The organism is Acidocella sp., assembly GCF_027352905.1.
GTDB lineage: Bacteria > Pseudomonadota > Alphaproteobacteria > Acetobacterales > Acetobacteraceae > Acidocella.
The window spans coordinates 1-20,861 of record NZ_DAIEIF010000021.1; the positions used below are offsets into that span (position 1 = coordinate 1).

Annotated in this window: 22 protein-coding genes and 1 tRNA gene; 5 read left to right on the top strand and 18 right to left on the bottom strand. The window is 69.4% G+C overall.

The genetic code is table 11. The features are described 5' to 3' along the window. From M7H45_RS03170 to M7H45_RS03210, 9 genes are all read right to left on the bottom strand, one after another. Window positions 1-323, bottom strand: a 323-nt coding sequence (locus M7H45_RS03170; protein WP_408832384.1) for a hypothetical protein, incomplete at its 3' end; no start/stop codon positions are given. A gap of 22 nt (window positions 324-345) precedes the next feature. Beyond that, window positions 346-777 carry a protein TolR gene (gene tolR / locus M7H45_RS03175; RefSeq protein WP_298214632.1) on the bottom strand — a complete coding sequence of 144 codons (432 nt, stop codon included), beginning with the start codon at window positions 775-777 and terminating at the stop codon, window positions 346-348. Continuing rightward, entirely contained in the window at window positions 777-1,493 is a 717-nt protein-coding gene (tolQ, locus tag M7H45_RS03180) for a protein TolQ (protein ID WP_298214634.1), read from the bottom strand. Before tolQ ends, tolR begins: the two co-directional genes overlap by 1 nt. Window positions 1,494-1,506: 13 nt before the next feature. Further along, window positions 1,507-1,902 (bottom strand): YbgC/FadM family acyl-CoA thioesterase, encoded by a 396-nt coding sequence (locus M7H45_RS03185; protein WP_298214636.1) that lies wholly within the window; start codon window positions 1,900-1,902, stop codon window positions 1,507-1,509. 9 nt (window positions 1,903-1,911) lie between these two features. Next, window positions 1,912-2,940, bottom strand: coding sequence for a Holliday junction branch migration DNA helicase RuvB (gene ruvB / locus M7H45_RS03190; RefSeq protein WP_298214638.1), 1,029 nt, complete (start codon window positions 2,938-2,940; stop codon window positions 1,912-1,914). Beyond that, window positions 2,937-3,536 carry a Holliday junction branch migration protein RuvA gene (gene ruvA / locus M7H45_RS03195; RefSeq protein WP_298214640.1) on the bottom strand — a complete coding sequence of 200 codons (600 nt, stop codon included), beginning with the start codon at window positions 3,534-3,536 and terminating at the stop codon, window positions 2,937-2,939. Before ruvA ends, ruvB begins: the two co-directional genes overlap by 4 nt. Continuing rightward, complete coding sequence (ruvC, locus tag M7H45_RS03200; protein ID WP_298214717.1) at window positions 3,533-4,030, bottom strand: crossover junction endodeoxyribonuclease RuvC; 498 nt, start codon at window positions 4,028-4,030, stop codon at window positions 3,533-3,535. Before ruvC ends, ruvA begins: the two co-directional genes overlap by 4 nt. Beyond that, on the bottom strand, window positions 4,027-4,776 hold the full coding sequence (locus M7H45_RS03205; RefSeq protein WP_298214642.1) for a YebC/PmpR family DNA-binding transcriptional regulator: 750 nt from the start codon (window positions 4,774-4,776) through the stop codon (window positions 4,027-4,029). Before M7H45_RS03205 ends, ruvC begins: the two co-directional genes overlap by 4 nt. A gap of 44 nt (window positions 4,777-4,820) precedes the next feature. Further along, complete coding sequence (locus M7H45_RS03210) at window positions 4,821-7,424, bottom strand: PAS domain-containing sensor histidine kinase (RefSeq protein ID WP_298214643.1); 2,604 nt, start codon at window positions 7,422-7,424, stop codon at window positions 4,821-4,823. A gap of 95 nt (window positions 7,425-7,519) precedes the next feature. Here M7H45_RS03210 and M7H45_RS03215 point away from each other — a divergent pair. Further along, window positions 7,520-7,594 (top strand) — tRNA-Val (locus tag M7H45_RS03215). Here M7H45_RS03215 and M7H45_RS03220 read toward each other — a convergent pair. Beyond that, window positions 7,573-9,579, bottom strand: coding sequence for a thioredoxin domain-containing protein (locus M7H45_RS03220; protein WP_298214645.1), 2,007 nt, complete (start codon window positions 9,577-9,579; stop codon window positions 7,573-7,575). The genes M7H45_RS03215 and M7H45_RS03220 overlap by 22 nt on opposite strands. Window positions 9,580-9,665: 86 nt before the next feature. Here M7H45_RS03220 and M7H45_RS03225 point away from each other — a divergent pair, with 86 nt between their 5' ends. Beyond that, window positions 9,666-9,989 carry a ferredoxin gene (locus tag M7H45_RS03225; protein WP_298214719.1) on the top strand — a complete coding sequence of 108 codons (324 nt, stop codon included), beginning with the start codon at window positions 9,666-9,668 and terminating at the stop codon, window positions 9,987-9,989. Window positions 9,990-9,996: 7 nt separating this feature from the next. On the opposite strand, the gene M7H45_RS03230 is transcribed toward M7H45_RS03225, so the two are convergent. Both M7H45_RS03230 and acs read right to left on the bottom strand, forming a co-directional pair. Continuing rightward, window positions 9,997-11,595 carry an AMP-binding protein gene (locus M7H45_RS03230; RefSeq protein WP_298214647.1) on the bottom strand — a complete coding sequence of 533 codons (1,599 nt, stop codon included), beginning with the start codon at window positions 11,593-11,595 and terminating at the stop codon, window positions 9,997-9,999. A gap of 116 nt (window positions 11,596-11,711) precedes the next feature. After that, on the bottom strand, window positions 11,712-13,646 hold the full coding sequence (gene acs / locus M7H45_RS03235; protein WP_298214649.1) for an acetate--CoA ligase: 1,935 nt from the start codon (window positions 13,644-13,646) through the stop codon (window positions 11,712-11,714). Between the two features lie 266 nt (window positions 13,647-13,912). Between acs and M7H45_RS03240 the strand changes: the two genes are divergently transcribed. Continuing rightward, entirely contained in the window at window positions 13,913-14,116 is a 204-nt protein-coding gene (locus M7H45_RS03240) for a cold-shock protein (protein WP_298214651.1), read from the top strand. A gap of 4 nt (window positions 14,117-14,120) precedes the next feature. Here the strand turns inward: M7H45_RS03240 and M7H45_RS03245 are convergent, their stop codons facing one another. Then, window positions 14,121-14,771 (bottom strand): class II aldolase/adducin family protein, encoded by a 651-nt coding sequence (locus M7H45_RS03245; RefSeq protein WP_298214653.1) that lies wholly within the window; start codon window positions 14,769-14,771, stop codon window positions 14,121-14,123. Continuing rightward, window positions 14,768-15,637, bottom strand: coding sequence for a hypothetical protein (locus M7H45_RS03250; RefSeq protein ID WP_298214655.1), 870 nt, complete (start codon window positions 15,635-15,637; stop codon window positions 14,768-14,770). The genes M7H45_RS03245 and M7H45_RS03250 overlap by 4 nt, the downstream gene beginning before the upstream one ends. An 84-nt stretch (window positions 15,638-15,721) precedes the next feature. Between M7H45_RS03250 and M7H45_RS03255 the strand changes: the two genes are divergently transcribed. After that, the gene (locus M7H45_RS03255; protein ID WP_298214657.1) at window positions 15,722-16,279 is read left to right on the top strand and encodes a polysaccharide biosynthesis/export family protein; all 558 of its coding nucleotides are present in this window, start codon (window positions 15,722-15,724) and stop codon (window positions 16,277-16,279) included. A gap of 6 nt (window positions 16,280-16,285) precedes the next feature. Here M7H45_RS03255 and M7H45_RS03260 read toward each other — a convergent pair whose 3' ends face one another. Continuing rightward, window positions 16,286-17,611 carry a dihydroorotase gene (locus M7H45_RS03260; RefSeq protein WP_298214659.1) on the bottom strand — a complete coding sequence of 442 codons (1,326 nt, stop codon included), beginning with the start codon at window positions 17,609-17,611 and terminating at the stop codon, window positions 16,286-16,288. A gap of 3 nt (window positions 17,612-17,614) precedes the next feature. Continuing rightward, the gene (locus M7H45_RS03265; protein WP_298214721.1) at window positions 17,615-18,514 is read right to left on the bottom strand and encodes a glycosyltransferase family 9 protein; all 900 of its coding nucleotides are present in this window, start codon (window positions 18,512-18,514) and stop codon (window positions 17,615-17,617) included. 87 nt (window positions 18,515-18,601) lie between these two features. Here M7H45_RS03265 and M7H45_RS03270 point away from each other — a divergent pair, with 87 nt between their 5' ends. Beyond that, window positions 18,602-19,405, top strand: a complete 804-nt coding sequence (locus tag M7H45_RS03270; protein WP_298214661.1) for a folate-binding protein YgfZ — start codon at window positions 18,602-18,604, stop codon at window positions 19,403-19,405. 4 nt (window positions 19,406-19,409) lie between these two features. Here the strand turns inward: M7H45_RS03270 and M7H45_RS03275 are convergent, their stop codons facing one another. Beyond that, entirely contained in the window at window positions 19,410-19,856 is a 447-nt protein-coding gene (locus M7H45_RS03275) for an OsmC family protein (protein WP_298214663.1), read from the bottom strand. After that, window positions 19,853-20,764, bottom strand: a complete 912-nt coding sequence (locus tag M7H45_RS03280) for a pirin family protein (protein ID WP_298214665.1) — start codon at window positions 20,762-20,764, stop codon at window positions 19,853-19,855. Before M7H45_RS03280 ends, M7H45_RS03275 begins: the two co-directional genes overlap by 4 nt. Window positions 20,765-20,861: the final 97 nt, after the last annotated feature.

Sequence of the window (20,861 nt, forward strand, 5' to 3'; positions counted from 1 at the left end):
GGGGTGGGCGGCGCCGGGGTGGGCTTCTCCTCCGGCGCGGGCGGCGGCGGCGGTGGCGGCGGCGGCGGCGCCTCCACCGGCTGCGGTTTTGGCTGGGTCGGGTTCACCGGCCCCTGATGCGGCACGGGCGTGTTGCTGGGCGCGGCCACCTTGCCAGTGGTCTGCGCCGTTTGCGGCTGGGTGGGCCCCACCAGATCCACATCCACGCTCTCATCCGCCGAGGTGTCGAGCGGCTGGAGCGGCAGCGTCACGATCGCGGCGATGATCACCGCCGCGTGGATGATCAGCGAGATGGTCGCGCCTCGGCGCAGATCCCGGTCCAATGAGAAAATCCCCCTGCCCCGGCTATTGCCCGGGCTGCTGGGCGAGAAGGGAAACCTTGGTGAAGCCGCCCTGCACCACATCGGCCATCACTTGCAGCATCGTGCCGTAATCCACGTCCTTGTCGCCCCGGATGAAGATGCGCTGCTCGGGGTTGTTCTGCGAGGCCTGCTGCAAGGTGCTGACGAGGTTGGAAAGCTGGATCTGGCTGTTGTTGAGATAGACATTGCCCTTGCTATCCACCGTGATGGTGATGGGCTTGGAATCGGCGTTGGTGGGCTTGGCGTTGGCCTGGGGCAGGTTGACCTGCACGGAGGAGGTGATCATCGGCGCGGTGATCATGAAGATGATCAGCAGCACCAGCATCACGTCCACCAGCGGGGTGACGTTGATCTCCGCCATCGGGCGGTAGCGGCGCCGGCCATTGCCATTGCCGCCGATCAGCCCGCCGGCCATTATTTATGCTCCTCGGTCTGGCGGGAGAGGATGGCCGAGAACTCGGTGGCGAAGCCCTCCAGCCGGCCGGCGAAGCGGGCGAGGTCGTTGGAGAGCTTGTTATAGGCGAGCACGGCGGGCACCGCCGCCACCAGGCCGATGGCGGTGGCGAACAGCGCCTCGGCGATGCCGGGGGCGACGACCGCGAGATCGGTATTATGCATCGCGGCGATGGCGGAGAAGGAATGCATGATGCCCCAGACCGTGCCGAACAGGCCGATGAAGGGGGCGGTGGCGCCCACCGAGGCGAGAAAGGTCATGAACCGCTCCAGCCGCTCCATCTCGCGCATGATGGTGACGTTCATCGCCCGGTCCACCCGCTCCTTCACGCTGGTCTTGCCGATCTCGGCCCCGGCGATGCGCGCGGTGCGTTTCCATTCGCTCATCGCCGCGCCGAACACGGCGGCCATCGGGTTGGTGGGGTCGGCGCCCTCGCGCTCGTAAAGCTCGTCCAGGCTGCCGCCGGACCAGAAGCCATCCTCGAAGGCATCGGCCTCGCGGTTGACGCGGCGCAGGGTCATCACCTTCTCGATGATGATCGCCCACACCCACACGCTGGCGAGCAGCAGGATGACCATCACCAGCTTCACCACCAGATCCGCCTGGAGGAACAGCCCCAGCAGGGAGAGATTCGCCTGCGGCGCGGCCACCGCCGCCTGAGACACCGTTTGATCCACTATTTTTCCCCGTTCAAAGTTTCAGCCGCGCCGCCCATTCGCGCGGAATGCGCGCCGCCCGGCCATCCTCCAGGCGCACGCAGCCCAGGCCGAGATCAAGCACGGCGAGCGAGTCGCTGTCGCGCAGGAATTTCTGGCATAATGTAACGCGCGCGCCGCGCAATTCCGTGAATTCGGTCTCCACCGTGATCAGCTCATCGATCCTTGCGGGGCGCTGATAGAGCAGATTGACGCGCCGCACCACCAGCATCACCCCATAAGCCGCCACCATTTCCGCATGCGGCGCGCCCATTTCCCGCAGGGCCTCCGCCCGGGCGCGCTCGGCGAACATGAGATAATTGGCGTGATAGACGATGCCGCCGGCATCGGTGTCGTGATAATAGACGCGCGTGGTATAGCGGTAGATCATCGCCGCCTCCTATTCGCCCAGGAGGTCGAGGAGGTCGGGTCCGCGCTGTGGCGGCGCCAGGCCCAGATGCCGCCAGCCCGGCTCGCCCAGCATCCGCCCGCGCGAGGTGCGCAGCAGCAGCCCCTCCTGGATCAGATAGGGTTCGACCACATCCTCCAGCGTGTCGCGCGCCTCCGCCAGCGCCGCCGCCAGCGTCTCCACCCCCACCGGCCCGCCATTATGGTGCTCGGCCAGGCGGCGGAGATAGCGCATATCCATCGCGTCCAGCCCCTTCTGGTCAACATCCAGCCGGGTGAGGGCGGCGTCCGCCAGGTCGCGGGTCACCTCCGCCGCCCCCGCGGCGGTGGCGAAATCCCGCACCCGGCGGGTGAGCCGCCCGGCGATGCGGGGCGTGCCGCGGGAGCGGCGGGCGATCTCGAACGCGCCCTCGGCGGTGAGGCGGAACTCCAGCTTGCGCGCCAGCCGAGCGACGATGCTGGCCAGCTCCTCCGGCGTATAGAAGACCAGCCGCAGCGGAATGCCGAAACGGTCGCGCAGCGGCGTGGCGAGCAGCCCGGCGCGGGTGGTGGCCCCCACCAGGGTGAAAGGGGGCAGGTCGATGCGCACGGTGCGCGCCCCCGGCCCCTCGCCGATGATGAGATCGAGCTGGAAATCCTCCATCGCCGGATAGAGGATCTCCTCGATGGCGGGCTGGAGCCGGTGGATCTCGTCGATGAACAGCACGTCGCGCGGCTGAAGATTGGTGAGAATGGCGGCGAGGTCGCCCGATTTCTGGATCACCGGGCCGGAGGTGGCCTTGAATCCCACCCCCATCTCCTGGGCGACGATCTGCGCCAGGGTGGTCTTGCCGAGGCCCGGCGGGCCGTGCAGCAGCACATGATCCAGCGCCTCGCCCCGGGCGCGCGCCGCCTGGATGAAGATGGCGAGATTCTCGCGGGTGGCGGCCTGGCCGGTGAAATCCCCGAGGCTTTGCGGGCGCAGCGCCGCCTCGCTTGCCTCGCCGGGCAGGCGTTCGCCGGAGGTGAGGCGCTCGCTCACCGGGCCAGCGCCTTCAGCCCGGCGCGGATCAGCGCATCTAGCGGCGCATCCTCACCCAGCGCGGCGGCGGCGCGGGCCAGGGCGGGCTCGGCCTCCGCCCGCCGGTAGCCGAGATTGACGAGGGCGGAAAGCGCATCCGCCAGCGGGCCCGGCGGCGCGGGGGGAAGGGCGGGCGGAACCGCGCCGCCGGCGCTGGGCAGCGCCCCGGCCTTCTCGCGCAGCTCGGTGAGCAGGCGCAGGGCGAGCTTGGCCCCCACCCCCGGCGCGCGGGTGAGCGCCGCCTTGTCCTGGCCGGCGATGGCGGCGGCCAATTGCTCCGGCGAGAGGGCGGAGAGAATCCCCAGCGCCACCCGCGCCCCTACCCCTTGCACCGTGGTCAGCAGGCGGAACCAGCCGCGCTCGGCGGCGGTGAGAAAGCCGTAGAGGCTGATCGCGTCCTCGCGCACCTGCGTCTCGATCAGCAGCGTCGCCACGCCCTCGGGCAACGCCGCCAGGGTGCGGGAGGAACAGAAGACCAGATAGCCGACGCCATTGACGTCGATGACGCAGCGCCCCTCCTCCAGCGAATCCACCACCCCGCGCAGCCGGGCGATCATGGCGCCGCGGCCCAGAGCCGGGCGGTGGCGCGGTGATGGGCATGGCAGATGGCGACGGCCAGCGCGTCCGCCGCGTCGGCGCGCTGGCGCGCCGCGCCGGGCAGCAGCCGCCGCACCATCAGCCCCACTTGCTCCTTATCCGCGCCGCCCGTGCCCACCACCGCCATCTTCACCGTCTTTGCCCCGTATTCGAACACCGGAATCCCGGCCCGCGCCGGGGCCAGCAGCGCCACCCCCCGGGCATAGCCCAGCTTGAGCGTGGCGGCGGCGTTGCGGTTGACATAGGTCTCCTCCACCGCCGCCTCCCGCGGCTGGAAGCGCACGAGAATCTCAGCCAGCGCCTCGTCCAGCGCCTTGAGGCGCAGCGCCACCTCCCCGCCCGCCGCGACGGCGATGACGCCATCCGCGACATGGCGCAGCCGGGTACCCTCGGCCTCGACCACGCCCCAGCCGGTGAAGCGCAGGCCAGGATCGATGCCGAGCAGCCGCATCAGGCCGAGAGCCTGGCCAGCACGTCCTCCGCCACCTCGAAATTGGCGTAGACATTCTGCACGTCGTCATCCTCCTCCAGCGTGTCGATCAGCTTGAACAGGGCCGCCGCCTTCTCCTCGTCCACCGCCACGGTGGTGTTGGGCCGCCACTCGATCCCGGCCTCCGCCGGGTCGCCGAAGCGGCGGGCCAGGGCGTCGCGCACCGCGAACACATTCTCCACCGCCGTGCGCACCTCGTGCCCCTCTTCAGTGCTCGCCACATCCTCGGCCCCGGCCTCCACCGCGGCCTCCAGCATCGCATCCGCATCCGCCGCCTGGGGCGGGTAGCGCACCACCCCCAGCCGGGTGAACAGGAAGGAGACGGAGTTGGTCTCCCCCAGCGCCCCGCCCGCCTTGTTGAAGGCGGCGCGGATGGCGGCGGCGGTGCGGTTGCGGTTATCGGTCAGCGCCTCGACGATCACCGCCACCCCCGCCGGGCCATAACCCTCATAGCGCACCGCCTCGTAATTCTCCGCCCCGGCCGCGCCGGCGGCCTTCTTGATCGCACGGTCGATGGCGTCGCGCGTCATATTCTGTTTGAGCGCCGCCGCCACCGCCGCGCGCAGGCGCGGATTGGCCGCCGGGTCCGGCAACCCCTCTTTGGCGGCGACGGTGATCTCGCGGATCAGCTTGGCGAAGATACGGGCCCGCCGGGCGTCCTGCGCCCCCTTGCGGTGCATGATGTTCTTGAATTGCGAATGTCCGGCCATGCCCGGGATTTAGCACCCGCCGCGCGGCGCCGGAAGCCGCGCCCTTACGCCCGCCCGGCGAGGATCTGCCGCACCCGGGCGGCGAGCGCCTCCATGGTGAAGGGCTTGGGCATGAGGTCCATGCCCGGCTCCAGCCGTCCCTCGCCGATCACGACCGTCTCGGCGTAGCCGGTCATGAATAAAATTTTCAGCCCGGGCCGGCGCAGCCGGGCCGCCTCGGCGATCTGGCGGCCATTCAGCCCCGGCAGGCCGACATCGGTGATCAGCAGATCGATCCGCTGGCGGGATTGTAGGATCTCCAGCCCGGCGGGGCCGCCCGCCGCCTCCAGCGCGGTGTAGCCAAGCCCGGTGAGCGTTTCCACGATCAGCCCGCGCACGAGCGGCTCGTCCTCCACCACCAGCACCGTCTCGCTGCCTGGGGTTTCGTCATGCGCCGCCGCCTCTTCCTCCTCGGCAAGCTCCTCCTCCGGCTCGCCGTCATGGCGGGGCAGATAGAGCCGCACGGTGGCGCCCCGCCCCGGCGCGGAGTCGATCTCGACATGGCCGTTGGATTGCCGGGCGAAGCCGTAGATCATCGAGAGGCCGAGCCCCGTGCCCAGCCCCACCGGCTTGGTGGTGAAGAAGGGCTCGAACACCTTGGCGAGGGTGTCCGCATCCATGCCCACCCCGGTATCGGTGACATCGATGCACACATACTCTCCCGGCGCCAGCCCGCCCGGCGCCGCCTTGCCGAAGGTCACGTTGCCGGTGCGGATGCTCAGCCGCCCCCCCTCCGGCATCGCGTCCCGCGCGTTGATGGCGAGGTTGAGCAGCGCGTTTTCCAGCTGGTTGGGGTCGCAGAGAACGCGCCAGAGATCCTCCTGCAACTCCAGCCGCAACTCCGAATGCTCGCCCAGCGTGCGCTGGAGCAGCATTTCGATCGAGGCGATGAGGGGGTTGACCTCCACCGGCTTGGGGTTGAGCGGCTGGCGGCGGGAGAAGGCGAGCAGCCGGTGGGTGAGCGCCGCCGCCCGGTCCGCCGCCTCCGCCGCGATGCTGATGAACCGCTCCAGCCCGCTGGTCTCGCCCCGGGCGAGGCGCTTGCTCAGCAATTCCAGGCTACCCTTGATCCCTTGCAGGAAATTGTTGAAATCATGGGCGATACCGCCGGTGAGCTGGCCCACGGCCTCCATCTTCTGGGCCTGGCGCAGCTGCTCCTCCGCCTCGCGCTGGGCGCTGACATCGCGCCCGACCATGTAAATATAGCCGTCTTGCGGGTCGGCGGACCAGGAAATGAGCGGCCGCCGCCCGGCCTGGTCGATCATCCGGCATTCGAGATTGCGCATCGCCTCGCCTTGGCTCAGGGCGCGGATCGCCGCCATCACCCGTCCCCGGTCCTCCGGCACCACGAAGGAGAGGGCCCGGGCGCCGAGCAGGTCGCTCTCCGCATGGCCAAGCAGCCGGGTCCAGGCCGGATTCACGGCCCGCAACCGGCCGTCCACCTCCATCGTCGTCATCAGGTCGTTGGTGGAGGTCCAGACGCGCTCGCGCTCGGCGCTGGCCGCCGCCGCCGCCGCCGCCGCCCGCCGTTCCGCCGTCACATCCCGGCCGAAGCCGTAAAGCAGCCCGCCATCGAATATGCTGGTCCAGGTGATGTCGCGCTCCTCGCCCTGGCGGGTCAGCATGGTCAGGCCGAGCGTGGCGGCGGGGCCCTGCTCCTGGCGCAGCCGCGCGCGCATTGCTGGAATGTCCTTCGCCGCGATGAACTCATAAATGCTCCGCCCCAGCGTTTCCGGCTCGCTCCAGCCCAGGGATTTGCTCCAGGCGGGGTTGACGGTGATGATGCCGCCATCCGGGCGCAGCACGAATTTCAGCACGGGGGAAAGCGCCCAGGTGCGCTCCAATTCCCGTCTCGCCTCGTGCTGCTCGGTCAGGTCGCGCCCCACGGCCTGGTTCAGGCCGCCATCCGGCACGATCTCCCAATCCATCACCCGGTAGGCGCCGCTTTTCGTGCTGACCCGGCACTCGAAGCCTTCGACCACCTCCTTCCGGGCGATCCGCTGAAGAGTCTCCCGGGCGCGTTCCGCATCTTCGGGATGGACGAAGGAGAGCAAATCCCGGCCCTCGATCTCATCCGGCCGCCAACCCATCGCCCGCTGGAGGGCCGGATTGGCCTGGCGGATTTTCCACTCATTGTCGAAGATGAGCATGAAGACCCGGCTCAGCGCCCAGATGCGGCTGCGCGCCCGCCCCGCCTCGCGCTCCGCCAGCTTGCGGGCATGGATGTTGGCATTGCTGCCAATCCAGCCGGCGATACCGCCGCCCGGCTCATGCAGGGCGGTGGCATGGATGAGATGCCAGAAATATTCGCCCGAGGCGCTGCGCATCCGGCACTCCGCCTCGTATATCCCGCCTTTCGTCAAGGCCTCCGCCCAGAGCCGGGTGATGCGCTGGCGGTCGGCGGGGTGGACCAGCCCTCCCCAATCCTCCCCGGCCTCCCCGCCCCCGGCGAGGCAGGCGCGCAGGGAGTCGCACATCCAGTTCACCCGGCCGTCGGGGCCGGCGGTCCAGAGATAGCCCGGCAGGGAGAACGCGGCGGCGCGGAAGGCGGCGAGCATCGCCGCCCCGTCACATTCGCCATCGGGATTCCGCCGGGTATCGTCTGCCATCGCTCCCATTCTGGCCGTTTTTGTCCCTTCAGGCAAAAGCCGCGGGACGGATCATTGACAGCCCCGCCGCTTGCCCCTATCCAGCGCCGCGCGGCGGGCGCGTAGCTCAGCGGTAGAGCATTCGCTTCACACGCGAAGGGTCACAGGTTCAATCCCTGTCGCGCCCACCATGTCCCTCATCCGCCTTCCGGCGTAGCGCCGCGCGCAAAGCCGCGGCCTCCCCCACCACCGGCCCGCACATTCCGGCCTGGCAGATATAGGCGGCGCGCGCCCCGGCCGGTTTGCCATGGGCCGGATGCCCGGGCGCCAGCTCGCCGCCGCCGCGCAGCACCAGCACGGCGGGGTCGGCGGCGGCGAGAGCGGTTTCCAGCAGATCCTCCGCTTCGCCCGTCACCACCACGCAGGCGGCATTGGCGAGCAGACCCGCCGCCAGGAGCAGGCTGGGGGCGGCGGCGAGGGCGCGGGCATCGCCGCCATAGGCGGCCAGCGCCGCCTCGGCGCGGGCGCGGTACCCATCCCGCCCGGTCAGATGGTAGAAGACGGCGTAATTGGCCGCCATCATGCCGATGCCGGAGGGGGTGGGACCATCCTGGGCGCTGCGCCCGCGCGGGGTGAAGACATCCGCCGCGTCATCGGCGGTGGTGAAGAAGGCGCCAGCGCCATCGCTGAAACGCGCCTCGGCGGCGGCGAGGATCGTCTCCGCCGCCCCGAGATACGCCGCCGCCCCGGTCGCCTGGTACAAAGCCAGCGCGGCGCGGATCATCGCCGCCTGATCCTCCAGCAGCCCGGCGGCGGAGACCCGGCCCTGGCGCATGGCGTGGGCGATGCGGCCATCCGGCTGGCCGAGCCCGGCTCGCAGCGCCGCGAAGACCTCCGCCGCCAGCCTCACCCAGCCCGGCTCGCCGAACACCACCCCGGCCTTGACCAGCGCCGCCACGGCCAGGGCGTTCCAATCCGCCAGCACCTTGTCGTCGCGCCCCGGCCGCACCCGCTTCTCCCGCGCGGCGAGGAGACGCGCCCGGCAGGCGGCGAGCCGCGCCTCCTCCGCGCCGAACCCGCTGCGCCGCTCCAGGATGATCTTTCCCTCCCAATTGCCCGCGGCGGGCAGAGGATAGTGGCGGGCGAAAAATTCGGTCTCGCCGCCCAGCACCGCTTCGATCTCGGCGCGGCTCCAGACATAAAACCTGCCTTCCTCGCCCTCGGAATCCGCATCCTCAGAGGCGGCGAAGGCGCCCTCCGCCCGCATGTCCCGGGTGAGCCAGCCCACCGTCTCGCGCGCCCGCGCCGCGTAGAGCGGACCCGGCCGGTCGGCCTGCGCCAGCGCCAGCATTTCGAGGATAAGGGCGTTGTCGTAGAGCATCTTCTCGAAATGCGGCACCAGCCAGGCCGCATCGGTGGCGTAGCGGGCATAGCCGCCGCCCAGATGGTCGTAGATTCCCCCCTGGCTCATCCGCTCCAGCAGCAGATGCGTGGCGCGGGCGCAATCCGCCTCCCCGGTCCGGAAATATTCAGCCCAGAGGAACCGGAAAACCGGGATGTTGGGGAATTTCGGCGCGCCGCCCAGCCCGCCTTGCTCCCAATCCACCCCGCGCAGAAACGCCCCGCGCACCGCCGCCAGCAGGGCCGGGCCGGGCGGGTCGCCCGGGCGGGGCGCGGCGGCCTCCCCCAGCGCCGCGCCGAACGCCGCCGCTGACTGGAGAAGGCGCTCGCGGTCCTGCGCCCAGGCGCGGGCGAGGGCTACCAGTACCTGGGGGAAGCCCGGCTGGCCGAAGCGCGGCGCGGGCGGAAAATAGGTGCCGCCCCAGAAAGGCGCGCCCTCCGGGGTCAGCGCCATGGTCAGCGGCCAGCCTCCCGGCTGGCCCATGGCTTGCAGGGCGGTCATATAGATCTGGTCGATATCGGGCCGCTCCTCGCGGTCCACCTTGATGCAGACGAAATGCTCATTCATCAGCGCCGCGATGGCGGGGGATTCGAAGCTCTCATGCGCCATCACATGGCACCAATGGCAGGCGGCGTAGCCGATGGAGAGCAACACCGGCACGTCGCGCGCCCGCGCCTCGGCGAAGGCCTCCTCGCCCCATATATGCCAATGCACCGGATTATCCTTGTGCTGGAGCAGATAGGGAGAGGACGCCTCTCCCAGGCGGTTGCGCATGGCCGTCTCCTCCGCGGTTGGGCTTCGGTCGCGATACCGCTATCACATGGGGATCACGCCAGAGGAGACCAGAGTTGGGCGAAAGAATGGCCGGCGACCCGCCGCTTTTTTATGAGACGCACGTTTTTGTCTGCGGCAACCGCCGTCCGGCGGGGCATCCGCGCGGGGATTGCGCGAGCAAGGGCAGCGAGAAGATCCGCGATTACATGAAGGCGCGGGTGAAGGAGCTGGGGCTGCAAAATATCCGGGTGAACCAGGCGGGCTGCCTCGACCGCTGCGAGCTTGGCCCCTGCGCCGTGTTCTACCCGGAAGGCGTCTGGTACCGGCTCGACAGCTTCGCCGCGGTGGATGAGGTGATCGAGACGCATCTGCGCCGGCATGGCCGGGTCCGGGCGCTGATGCTGCCCTGACCCGGCTCTAGCTCGCCATCTTCTTTCCGTACTCGGCCTTCAGCTCGCGCTTGAGCAATTTGTTGGCGGCGCTCACCGGCATGGTCTCACGGAAGAAGATGTATTTCGGCGTCTTGAACCCGGCCAGCCGCTCGCGGCAATAGGCGATCAGCTGCGCCTCCGCCGGGTCGCTGCCGGGCTTGACGATGACCGCGGCGGCCACCGCCTCGCCCCAATGCGGGTCCGGCACGGCGAACACGGCGCATTGCATCACCTCGGGATGGGTGCCGAGCACGCTCTCGACCTCCTGGGAGTAGACATTCTCCCCGCCGGTCTTGATCATGTCCTTCACCCGGTCGGCAAAGAAATAATTCCCCTCCGCGTCGCGGATCAGCACGTCGCCGGTATGGAACCAGCCGCCCCGAAAGGCGCGGCGATTGGCCTCCTCGTTCTTGTAATAGCCTTTCATGATGATCGGCCCGCGCACGATCTGCTCGCCCGGCTCGCCGATGGCGACATCCTTGTCCTCGTCATCCACCAGCCGGACATCCACGCCGAAGGAGCAGGCGCGGCCCACCCAGCGGCCATCGCCATTGGGCAGGTCGCTCCACTCGCCGAAGAAACCGCCGGTGAGGATCGCGGCGGTGGATTCGCTCATCCCCTGGCCGGAGAAGAAGCGCAGCTGGGGCGAGACGGAGCGCCAGCCATCCACCATCGCCTTGGGGATGGTGGATGCCCAGCTCAGGCATTTGGTCACGCAGGTGAGGTCGGAAGTGCGGAAATTGGGCTGGGAGATCATCGACACGTAAAGGGTGGGCGGCAAGGCGGTGCCGGTGAGGCGGTGGCGCGCCATCAGCTCGATCATCTGCGCCGGCTGGGGGGTTTGCGTCATCACGATGGTGGCGCGGTTGGCGAGGCAGAGGGTGGAGAACAGATACCCCGCCATGTGGATGAGCGGAATGCTGAGGAGAAACCGGTCCTGCTCGGATAAATTGAAATTGAAGGACCAGCTCAGATGCGCGGCGCAATAATTCGCGTGCGACAGCATCACCCCCTTGGGAGCGGATTCCGTGCCGCTGGTGAATAGCAGCGTGGCGACGTCATCGCTCTCGATGAGGATTTCCGGCTCCTCGGGCGGCGCGGCGAGCAGCTCGTTGAACTCGCGCCAGCCGGCGGGGAGCGGCGCTCCATTGCCGATCTGCACGAAGGCCTCGACATGGGGGATGGCGGCGATGATGGCGGTGACCTTGGCGGCCTGCGCGTCCTCGACAAACACCCAGCGCGCTTCCGAGAATTGGATGAGATGCTGGACATCGGGCGGCGGCAGCATGAAATTCACCGGCACCGCCCAGGCGCCGATCTTGTGCAGCGCGAAGCTGACGATGAGAAACTCGATGCTGTTGCGGGACAAAATCACGACGCGGTCACCATGGCGGACGCCCTCGGCGAGCAGCGTCTGGGCCACGGAACAGGCCCGCGCGTTCATCTGGCTAAAGGTGATCGTGCGGCTGGCGCCCTCGGTGGTGTAAAAGATCACCGCCGCCTTGTCTGGCGCGGCAAAGGCGGCGCGCCGTAACGTGTCGCCCAAATTCTGCCGGCGGATGAGATTCATCGCGAGTTCAGTCATCGTGTCCGCTCCTCTGTCCTTTTTTGTGAAACGCTAACAAAGACGGCGGAACCAGACAATAGCCAACCGCGTCGAGGGGGCGGGCGGCCCCGGGTTCCGCCGGCCCGCCCCTGCGGTCAGGCGGCGCGGTTGTCCACCAGCTCGGTTACCACGCCGGGATCGGCGAGGGTGGAGGTGTCGCCCAGGCTGTCGGTCTCGTTGGCGGCGATCTTGCGCAGAATGCGGCGCATGATCTTGCCCGAGCGGGTCTTGGGCAGGCCCGGCGCCCATTGGATCACATCCGGCGCGGCGATCGGCCCAATCTCCCGCCGCACCCAGGCGATGAGCTCCTTGCGCAACTCCTCGTTCGGCTCGATCCCCTCCTTCAGCGTGACATAGGCGTAGATGCCCTGGCCCTTGAGCTCGTGCGGGTAGCCGACCACGGCCGCCTCCGCCACCGCCTTATGGGCGACGAGGGCGGATTCCACCTCGGCGGTGCCCATGCGGTGGCCGGAGACGTTGATGACGTCATCCACCCGCCCGGTGATCCAGTAATACCCGTCCGCGTCGCGGCGGGCGCCGTCGCCGGTGAAATACAAGTGCTTGAAGGTGGAAAAATAGGTCTGCACGAAGCGGGCATGGTCGCCATAGACGCTGCGCATCTGCCCCGGCCAGCTTTCCTTGATGCAGAGATTACCCTCCGCCACGCCGCTCAGCTCCTTGCCCGCGCCATCCACGATGACCGGGAGCACGCCCGGCAGCGGCTTGGCGGCGGAGCCGGGCTTGAGCGCCATCGCCCCTTCCAGCGGCGACATCAAGATCCCGCCCGTTTCCGTCTGCCACCACGTATCCACGATCGGGCAGCGGTCCTCGCCGACGACGTGATAATACCAGCGCCACGCCTCGGGGTTGATCGGCTCGCCCACCGAGCCCAGCAGGCGCAGGCTCTTGCGGGAGGTTTTCTTCACCGGCCCCTCTCCCTCGCGCATCAGCGCGCGGATGGCGGTGGGAGCGGTGTAGAAGATATTGACCTGGTGTTTGTCCACCACCTCCCAGAAGCGCGAGCTGCTGGGATAGCTGGGGATGCCCTCAAACATCAGCGTCGTCGCGCCATTGGCGAGCGGCCCGTAGACGATATAGGTGTGGCCGGTCACCCAGCCGATATCGGCGGTGCACCAATACACCTCGCCGGGCCGGTAATCGAACACGTATTGGTGGGTGTAGCTCGCCCAGACCATGTAGCCGCCGGTGGTGTGGAGCACGCCCTTGGGCTTGCCCGTCGAGCCGGAGGTATAAAGGATGAATAGCGGGTCCTCGGCGTTCATCTCCACCGCCGCATGGGTGGGGGCGGCCTTCGCGGTCTCCTCATGGTACCAGAGGTCTCGCCCGGCCTGCATCTCCACCGCGCCGCCGGTGACCCTCGCGACGATGACGGTCTTGACGCTCGGGCAGGTTTTCAGCGCCTCGTCCGCATTCGCCTTCAACGCCACCCGGCGGCCGCCGCGGCGGCCCTCATCGGCGGTGATCAGCGCCACCGAGCCGCAATCCTGGATGCGGCTGGCGAGGCTGTCCGGCGAGAAGCCGCCGAACACCACGGAATGGATGGCGCCGATGCGCGCGCAGGCCAGCACCGCCGCCGCCGCCTCCACCACCATCGGCAGATAGATGGTGACGACGTCCCCCTTCTTGATCCCCTGGGCGGTCAGCACATTGGCGAGGCGGCAGACCTGCTCGTGCAGTTGCCGGTAGGTGACTTTGTGGGACTGGCCGGGGTCGTCCCCCTCCCAGATGATCGCCACCGCGTCGCCGCGCTCGGCCAGATGCCGGTCCAGGCAGTTGGCGGCGGCGTTCAGCGTGCCGTCCTCGAACCATTTGATCGAGACCTCGTCCGCGAAGCTGGCATTCTTTATCCGGGTGGGGGGCTTCATCCAGGTGATGCGCTTGCATTCCTCGGCCCAAAATCCGTCCGGGTCCTCGGCGGCGCGCTTGCACATCTCCTCATACCGCGCGGCGTCGATGAAGGATCTGGCGGCGATTTCCGGCTTGACCGGAATGAGATCGGTGTCGGACAAAGCGTGGCCCTCCAGCTTGTTTTTTGGCTTCAACGATTATGGCAAACTTCCCGCCGGCGTGAAAGCGCGTTCCGCATCTGCGCCCGGTTCTTGCCGAGTCGTTGACAAACCCCCACATTTCTGTGCCTGATTTTGCCGCAATCGATTTCAGACTTTGGCTTGAGTTCACGCGCGCTTCGCGGGCCGGACGCAGACAAGGCGGCAAAACCCCCGATTGTTCCGGCCAGCCTTTTGGCCGGGCCCGCAGAGTTGGAGGAGCGAAGACTATGCCAAGCGGCACCGTGAAATGGTTCAACACGACGAAGGGTTACGGATTCATCGTGCCGCAGGATGGCGGCAAGGATGTGTTCGTTCATATCACCGCGGTGCAGGCCGCCGGCCTGCGCGGGCTGGATGAGGGCCAGCAGGTGAGTTTCGACATCACCAAGGAACGCGGCAAGGACGCCGCCATCAACATCAAGCCGGTCTGAGCGCTCACCCCTTTGGCCGGTTGGGCCGGTAGGCGGTGGCGAATTGCTCCACCGCCTCGGCCACCTCGCGCTCGCTGAGCAGCACAGGCCCGCCCGCCTGGAGCGAGAGCAGATAATGCTGGGCCAGCGCCTCCAGCTCGGTGGCGGCGGCCAGCGCGCCATGCACGTCCGCGCCCAGGGCCAGCCCGCCGTGATTGGCCATCAGGCAGGCCGTGCGCCCCGCCAGCGCCCGCAGCAGGGCCTGGGAGAGGGCGGCGGTGCCGAAGAGCGCATACTCCGCGCAGCGCAGCGGCGCGCCGCCGAACCGGGCGATCATGTAATGGCAGGCAGGAATTTCCCGCCGCGCCATGGCGAGCGCGGTGGTATGCGGCGCGTGGTGGTGGACGATGCCACCCGCCTCGGGCCGGGTGAGATAGATGTCGAGATGAAACCGCCATTCCGATGACGGGCGCCAGCGCCCCTCGAAACCGCCATCCTCATGGAGCACCGGGATCATCTCCGGGGTAAGCTCCGCGTAAGGCACAGCCGAGGGGGTGATGAGAATCCCCTCCGGCGCGCGCAGCGAGACATTGCCGGCCGTGCCCACCGCCAATCCGCGCGCCGCCATCTCCCGCGCCGCGGCGATCAGCTCCCGCCGCCAGCCAGCGCCGCTCATTGCGCCGGGGCGGCGAAAGCGAGCTCGGGAGAGACGCTGACGCTCTTGCCATTCCAGCGCAGATCGAGCGCCGCCTTCCGCTCCGGGGCGCTGGGGAAATCATGCGCGGCGCAGGCGGTTTTGGCGTCGCTGGCGCTTACGTAGACGATATGGGCCAAGGCGCCGCCCGGGACGGGGGCGAGATTCTCGATGGCCAGCAGCACCGCCCGCCCCGCCCCCAGCGTTTGGCAATTGGCGTTGGGGTCGAGCGTGCCGCGCAGATCGCTGGCGCTCAGCACGTGGCGCGTCTGGCCGGGCGGCAGCGTTTCCTGGGTCACGGCGCTGTCCGCCTCGCCCTGGCCCTCCCAGCTGGTGAGGCAGAGAAACACCGCCTGGCCGGTGGGGTTGAGGGAGACGCAGCGATCCGCCTGGCCGCCCGGATACCAGCCCTGGCGCCGCCAGCCCTGCGGCCCGCGCCTGAAGAGAATGCCGCCGCCGAAATTGGTGGCGTGCGGCTCGAAACTGCCTTCATAGGTCACATAGGCCTCATCCGCGCCCGCGCTGGTGAGATGGCCGAGAATAACGGTGTCGAGGCTGATGCCGAGACCGAGCCCGGCCCCGCCGTAATCCTGGGAGGGATAGCCGGGCAGCGAGGCGCATTGATGCGCGAAGCCTTGGGCGGGGCCGCCGGCCCCGGCGCAGACCAGCGGCAGAAACGCCGCCTGTTCGGCGGCGGTGAGGGGGCGGGGGTCGTGATTGGCCGCCGCCGGGGGAGGGCCGCCGCCCGGATGTTTTTCTTCGCCGCCGCCCTGCCCGCGTGGCCAGAGCAGGAAAGCGCCGGCGGCGATGATGACGAGCAGCGAGAACAAGGCGGCGAGACGGCGCATGCGAAACCCCCGGTGAGTCGGGATTCGCTTTGCCGCGTTTCCCGGCTCCGGTAAACAGGGCGGGAGATACGGGAGTTTATCCGCATGCTGTACCGGCGCGGCGTTTTCGGCGGCCTGGCCCTGCTGCTCTCCGGCTGCGCCTCCTGGCGGGCGCCCGGGGCGCATCTGCCCCCCTTGCCCGCCCCGCCGCCCGGTCCCTACCGGCTGGGCCCGGGCGACGCGCTCGCCATCCGCGTCTATGACCAGCCGCAGCTCTCCGGCAGCTATCACGTGGATGACAGCGGCGCCGTCGACATGCCCTTGCTGGGGCCGGTGCAAGCGGGCGGGGCCAGCCCGGATCAGCTCGCCGCGCGCATAGCCGCCGCGCTGCGCCAGCGCCAGTTCATTCTCAACCCCTCGGTGGCGGTGGAGGTCGCGGCCTACCGGCCTTTTTATATTCTGGGCGAGGTCAACGCGCCCGGCCAATATCCCTTCCGCCCGGGCATGAGCGTACTGACGGCGGTGTCCATCGCGGGCGGCTTCACCGACCGGGCGGAGACGGGTTATGTCGGCGTCACCCGCGGCGGCAGCCAATACCGCGCCTCGCCCGCCGCGCCGGTGCAGCCGGGGGATGTCATCACCGTGTTCGAGCGTCGGTTCTGAACGGATTCAGGAGCGGAAGCTCACCGGGCGGCCGATGGGCTCGCCGGTCACCTGCCCCTCATACATCACCACCTGGCCGCGAATGATCGTCGCCACCGGCCAGCCGGTGCATTCCACTCCGTCGAAGGGCGTCCAGCCGCAGGGGCTGGCGATCCAGCGGTTTTCGATCCGCCGAACCGCGCGGAGATCCACCACCGAGAAATCGGCGTCGTTGCCGGCGACGATGCGGCCCTTGCCCACCGCGCCGTAAATGCGGGCCGGGCCTTCCGCCATCAGCTGCGCCAGCCGCAGCAAGGAGAGCCGGCCCGCATGCACCTGCGTCAGCATCAGCGGCAGCAGGGTTTGCACCCCGGTCAGCCCGGCGGCGGTGGCCGGCCAGGGCCGCTCCTTGGCGGCGCGGGGGTGGGGGGCATGGTCGGAGGCGATGTTGTCCACCGTGCCATCCGCCACCGCCGCCCAGGCCGCTTCCATATGGCGCTTCTCGCGCAAGGGCGGGTTCATCACCGCGTAGCCGCGCAGGCGCTCATATACTTCCGGCGCGCATTGCAGCAGATGGTTCACCAGCACCTCGCAGCCCACCAGATCCTTCTGCCCGCGCAGGAAGGCGAATTCCTCGGCCGTCGACACATGAAGGATATGAGCGGGGCGGCCGGTGCGCCGGGCGATGGCGGTGATGCGGCGCGTGCCTTTGAAGGCGCATTCCACGTCGCGCCACTGGCAATGGTCGCTATAGGGGCCGCCCTGGGCAAAAAGGGGCTTGCGCTCCTGCAGCCGCTCCTCATCCTCGGCATGGAAGGCGACCCGCCGCCGCCCGGAGCGCATCAGCCGCTCGATGCTCGCATCGTCCGCCACCAGCAGGTCCCCGGTGGAGGACCCGGCGAAGACCTTCATCGCGCAGATGCCGGGCAGGGTTTCCAGCGCGCCGCTCTCGTCGAGATTTTCCCTCGTCGCGCCGGCGAACAGGCCGATTTCGCACCAGCTATGCCCGGCGATATAGTGGTGCTTGGCCGTGAGGCTGGCCGCGTCCACGCCGGGCGGAGTGGTGTTGGGCATGTCGAAGGCCGCCGTCACCCCGCCCAGCACCGCCCCGAGCGAGCCGGAGCGCATGTCTTCCACCCCCGGTATGCCGCCCTGGCCGCCATCGCGGAAATGGACATGCGGGTCGATGATGCCGGGCAGCACGTGCAGCCCATAGGCGTTGAAGCGCGCCGCCGCCGCGCCGAGCCGGGCGCCGATGGCGGCGATCCGCCCGTCCTGGACCGCCACATCCGCCGCCGCTTCGCCCCAGGGGAAAAGCACGGTGCCGTTTTCCAGGATCAGATCGTAGCTCATGAATTATGGTCCTCGGCCGAGAAGCGCCAGGGCGGCGGCGGCGGCGGCCTCGACGCTGAGCCCGGCCATCGGCGCCTCGCCCTCCGGCCCCGGCGCCACGGCGATGGCGGTGCGAGGCCCGGCGGGAGCGTACTCGCTGGCGCGCGAACGGCCAAACAGGCCGAGCGTCGGCGCCCCCGCCGCCGCGGCGAGATGCATGAGGCCGGAATCATTGCCGACGAACAGGCTTGCCCGGCGCAGGCAGGCGGCGGCCTCGGGCAAGGTGAGCCGCCCGGTGAGGTCGAGCGCGCCGGGCAAGCCGGCGAGAACCGGCGCGGCCATCGCGGCCTCCGCCGCGCCCGGCCCGCCGAACACCGCGGCGCGCGCCCCGGGAAGGGAGCGCCGCAATTCATAAAACAAATTTATGAATCGCTCCGGCGGCCAGAGCTTTCCCGCCCAATTGGCGGTGGGGGCGAGGGCAATGAACGGGCCTTCGCCCAGCAGGGCCGCCGCCTTGGCCTCGTCGGCGGGGGCGGTCCAGACCACCGGCAGGGGCGGCGGGTCGTAGCCCAGCGCGGCCGCCAGCTGGGCATAGCGGCGGCCCGGGCGGCGGCCGCCGCGCAGAATCCGCCGCTTGCGCGCGGCGAGAGCCAGGGTGAGGCCGGAGCCGCGCACATCCACCGCCAGATCCCAGATCTGCGGAACGAGCTTGGTCCAGAGCCGCGCCCAGTGCAGGTCGAACCGCTCTTTTTTGAAAATGATCAGCCGGTCCAGCGCGGGAAAGCGGGTGAACACCCCCGCCGCCACCGTGCCGCAGGCGATGGTGAAGCGGGCCTGCGGATGGGACTGACGCAGCGCCTCGAGTATCCCGCAGGAGATAACGGCGTCGCCGATGCGCGAGGAGGTGACGAACAGAATCCGCATGGGCAGCGGCTGTAGCCCGCCGCCGCCGCCATCGCAAACCGGCTTGCGCCCGGGGCGGGGCGTGTCCATCTTGCCGCCATGGATAAGATGGCGTTTCTGCCGGAGCGCGGCGTGGTGGAGCTGAGCGGGGCGGACCGGGTGGGTTTTCTCAACGGCCTGGTCAGCAACGATGTCGCCCGGGCCGGGCCGGGCCGGGCGGTGTGGGCGGCGCTTCTCACCCCGCAGGGCCGCTATCTCGTGGATTTCTTTATTTTTTCCGACGGGGAGAGGCTGTGTCTCGATACGCCCCGCGCCGCCATTCCCGGGCTCATCCAGAAGCTGCGCCGCTTCAAGCTGCGCGCCGCGGTGGAGATCGCCGACGTCTCGGAGCGGCTCGGCGTCTATGCGCTCTGGGGCGGCGGGCCGCCGCCGGCGAAAGACCCGCTCGCCGCCGCCGATCCGCGCCTGCCCGCCGCCGGGTATCGCCGCCTGCTGCCGCCGGGCATGGCCGCGAACGCGACGGCGGCGGAGTATGCGGCGCATCGCATCCCGCTCGGCCTGCCGGACGGGCCGCCCGATCTGGAACCCGACAAGACCCTGCTCTTGGAGGCGGGGTTCGACGAGCTGGGCGGGGTGGATTGGCAGAAAGGCTGCTATATGGGCCAGGAGCTGACGGCGCGGACCAAATATCGCGGTCTCGTCAAGCGCCGCCTGCTGCCGGTGCGGCTGGCCGCGCCCGGGGCGCTGCCCTGCACGCCGGTGCTGGCCGGGGAGCAGGAGGCGGGCACGCTGCGCTCCGGCGCGGGCGATATGGCGCTGGCGATGTTGCGGCTGGACGCGCTCGCCCGGCCGCTGGCGGCGGCGGGCGCGCCGCTGACCCCTTGCCCGCCCGCCTGGCTGAAATTGCCCTAGCCTGCTAGGCCGTCAGCGCCGCGCCATCCGGCCCCCGCACGGTGACGGCGACGGCGATCCCCTCCCGCACGCTGGCGGTGACGGTGCAGAAATCCTCGAAGCTCGCCAAGGCCCGGTCAAGATGCGGCAATTGCGCCGCCGCCGCGCCGAGGGTGATTGTGACATCGACCTGGCGCACCCGCACGCGGTTGCGCTCGTTGCGGCCGGTGCGGCAGGTGACGGTGGCGGAGACCTCGCCGGGATTGCCATGATATTTGGCGCAGGCGAAGGTGAGGCTAGCGCAGAGGCAATTGGCGATGGCGGCGGCGAGCAGATGCTCGGGGGAGGGGCCGGAATCCTGGCCGATCGGCTCCGGCTGGTCCGCGATCAGCGTCGCGTATTGCGGTCCGAACTCGACAAGATAGCGGTAGCCTTCCTGGCGGGTGATGTGGATGGTGACCTCGTCGCTCATCGGCTCTTCTCCCTGCTCGTATCGTTCAAGGCGGGCTCCTCCTCCGCCACCGGGCCGAAATGGCCGCGCAGCCAATCCTCGCGCGCCGCGGCGATCCGCTCTGGCGAGGAGCTGACGAAATTCCACCAGATGTGACGCGGGCCGTCCAGCGGCGCGCCGCCCAGCAGCAGCACCCGGCTCTCGGCCAGGGCGCGCAGGGTGATGGCGTCGCCGGGGCGGAAGATCAGCAATTGGCCGGTGGTGAAGCGCTCCCCCGCGATCTCGATCTCGCCCTCGATGATATGGGCGGAGCGTTCCTCATGCTCGCCGGGCAGGGGCAAGGCGGCGCCGGCCTCCAGCCGCGCATCGGCGTACAGGGTGGGGGAGAAGACCCGCACGGGGGAGCGGGCGCCATAGGCCTGGCCGGCGATGACCCGCACGGCGAGGCCGGTATCCTCCAGCAGCGGCAGATCGGTGCCGGGGTGGTGATAAAAACCGGGCTCCGTCTCCTCCGCCGCGCGCGGCAGCGCCACCCAGCTTTGCACGCCGAGCAGGGAATGGCCGTGGCGGCGCGCCTCGCCGGGCGTGCGCTCGGAATGGGTGATGCCGCGCCCGGCCGTCATCCAATTGACCTCGCCGGGGACGATATCCTGGTCGCTGCCCAGCGAATCCCGGTGGCGGATGCGCCCCTCCAGCAAATAGGTGATCGTCGCCAGGCCAATATGGGGATGGGGGCCGATATCCAGCCCCTCGCCGGGGGCGAAGCGGGCCGGGCCGATATGGTCGAGAAAAACGAACGGCCCGACCATGCGCCGCCGGGCATGGGGGAGGGCGCGGCCGACGCGCAGCCCGCCCAGCTCATGGATGACGGGGTTGATGATGAGGGCCGCCCCGCCTTGCGGGCCGGTGGGATGATGCAGCCAGGACATGGTGGATCTCCGCCCGCTTGATTAAGCGACGCATAGCCCAGCGCTCTCCCCCTGCCTAGCCAGCCTGGTTTTAACGAGCAATTTCAATCATCTGATT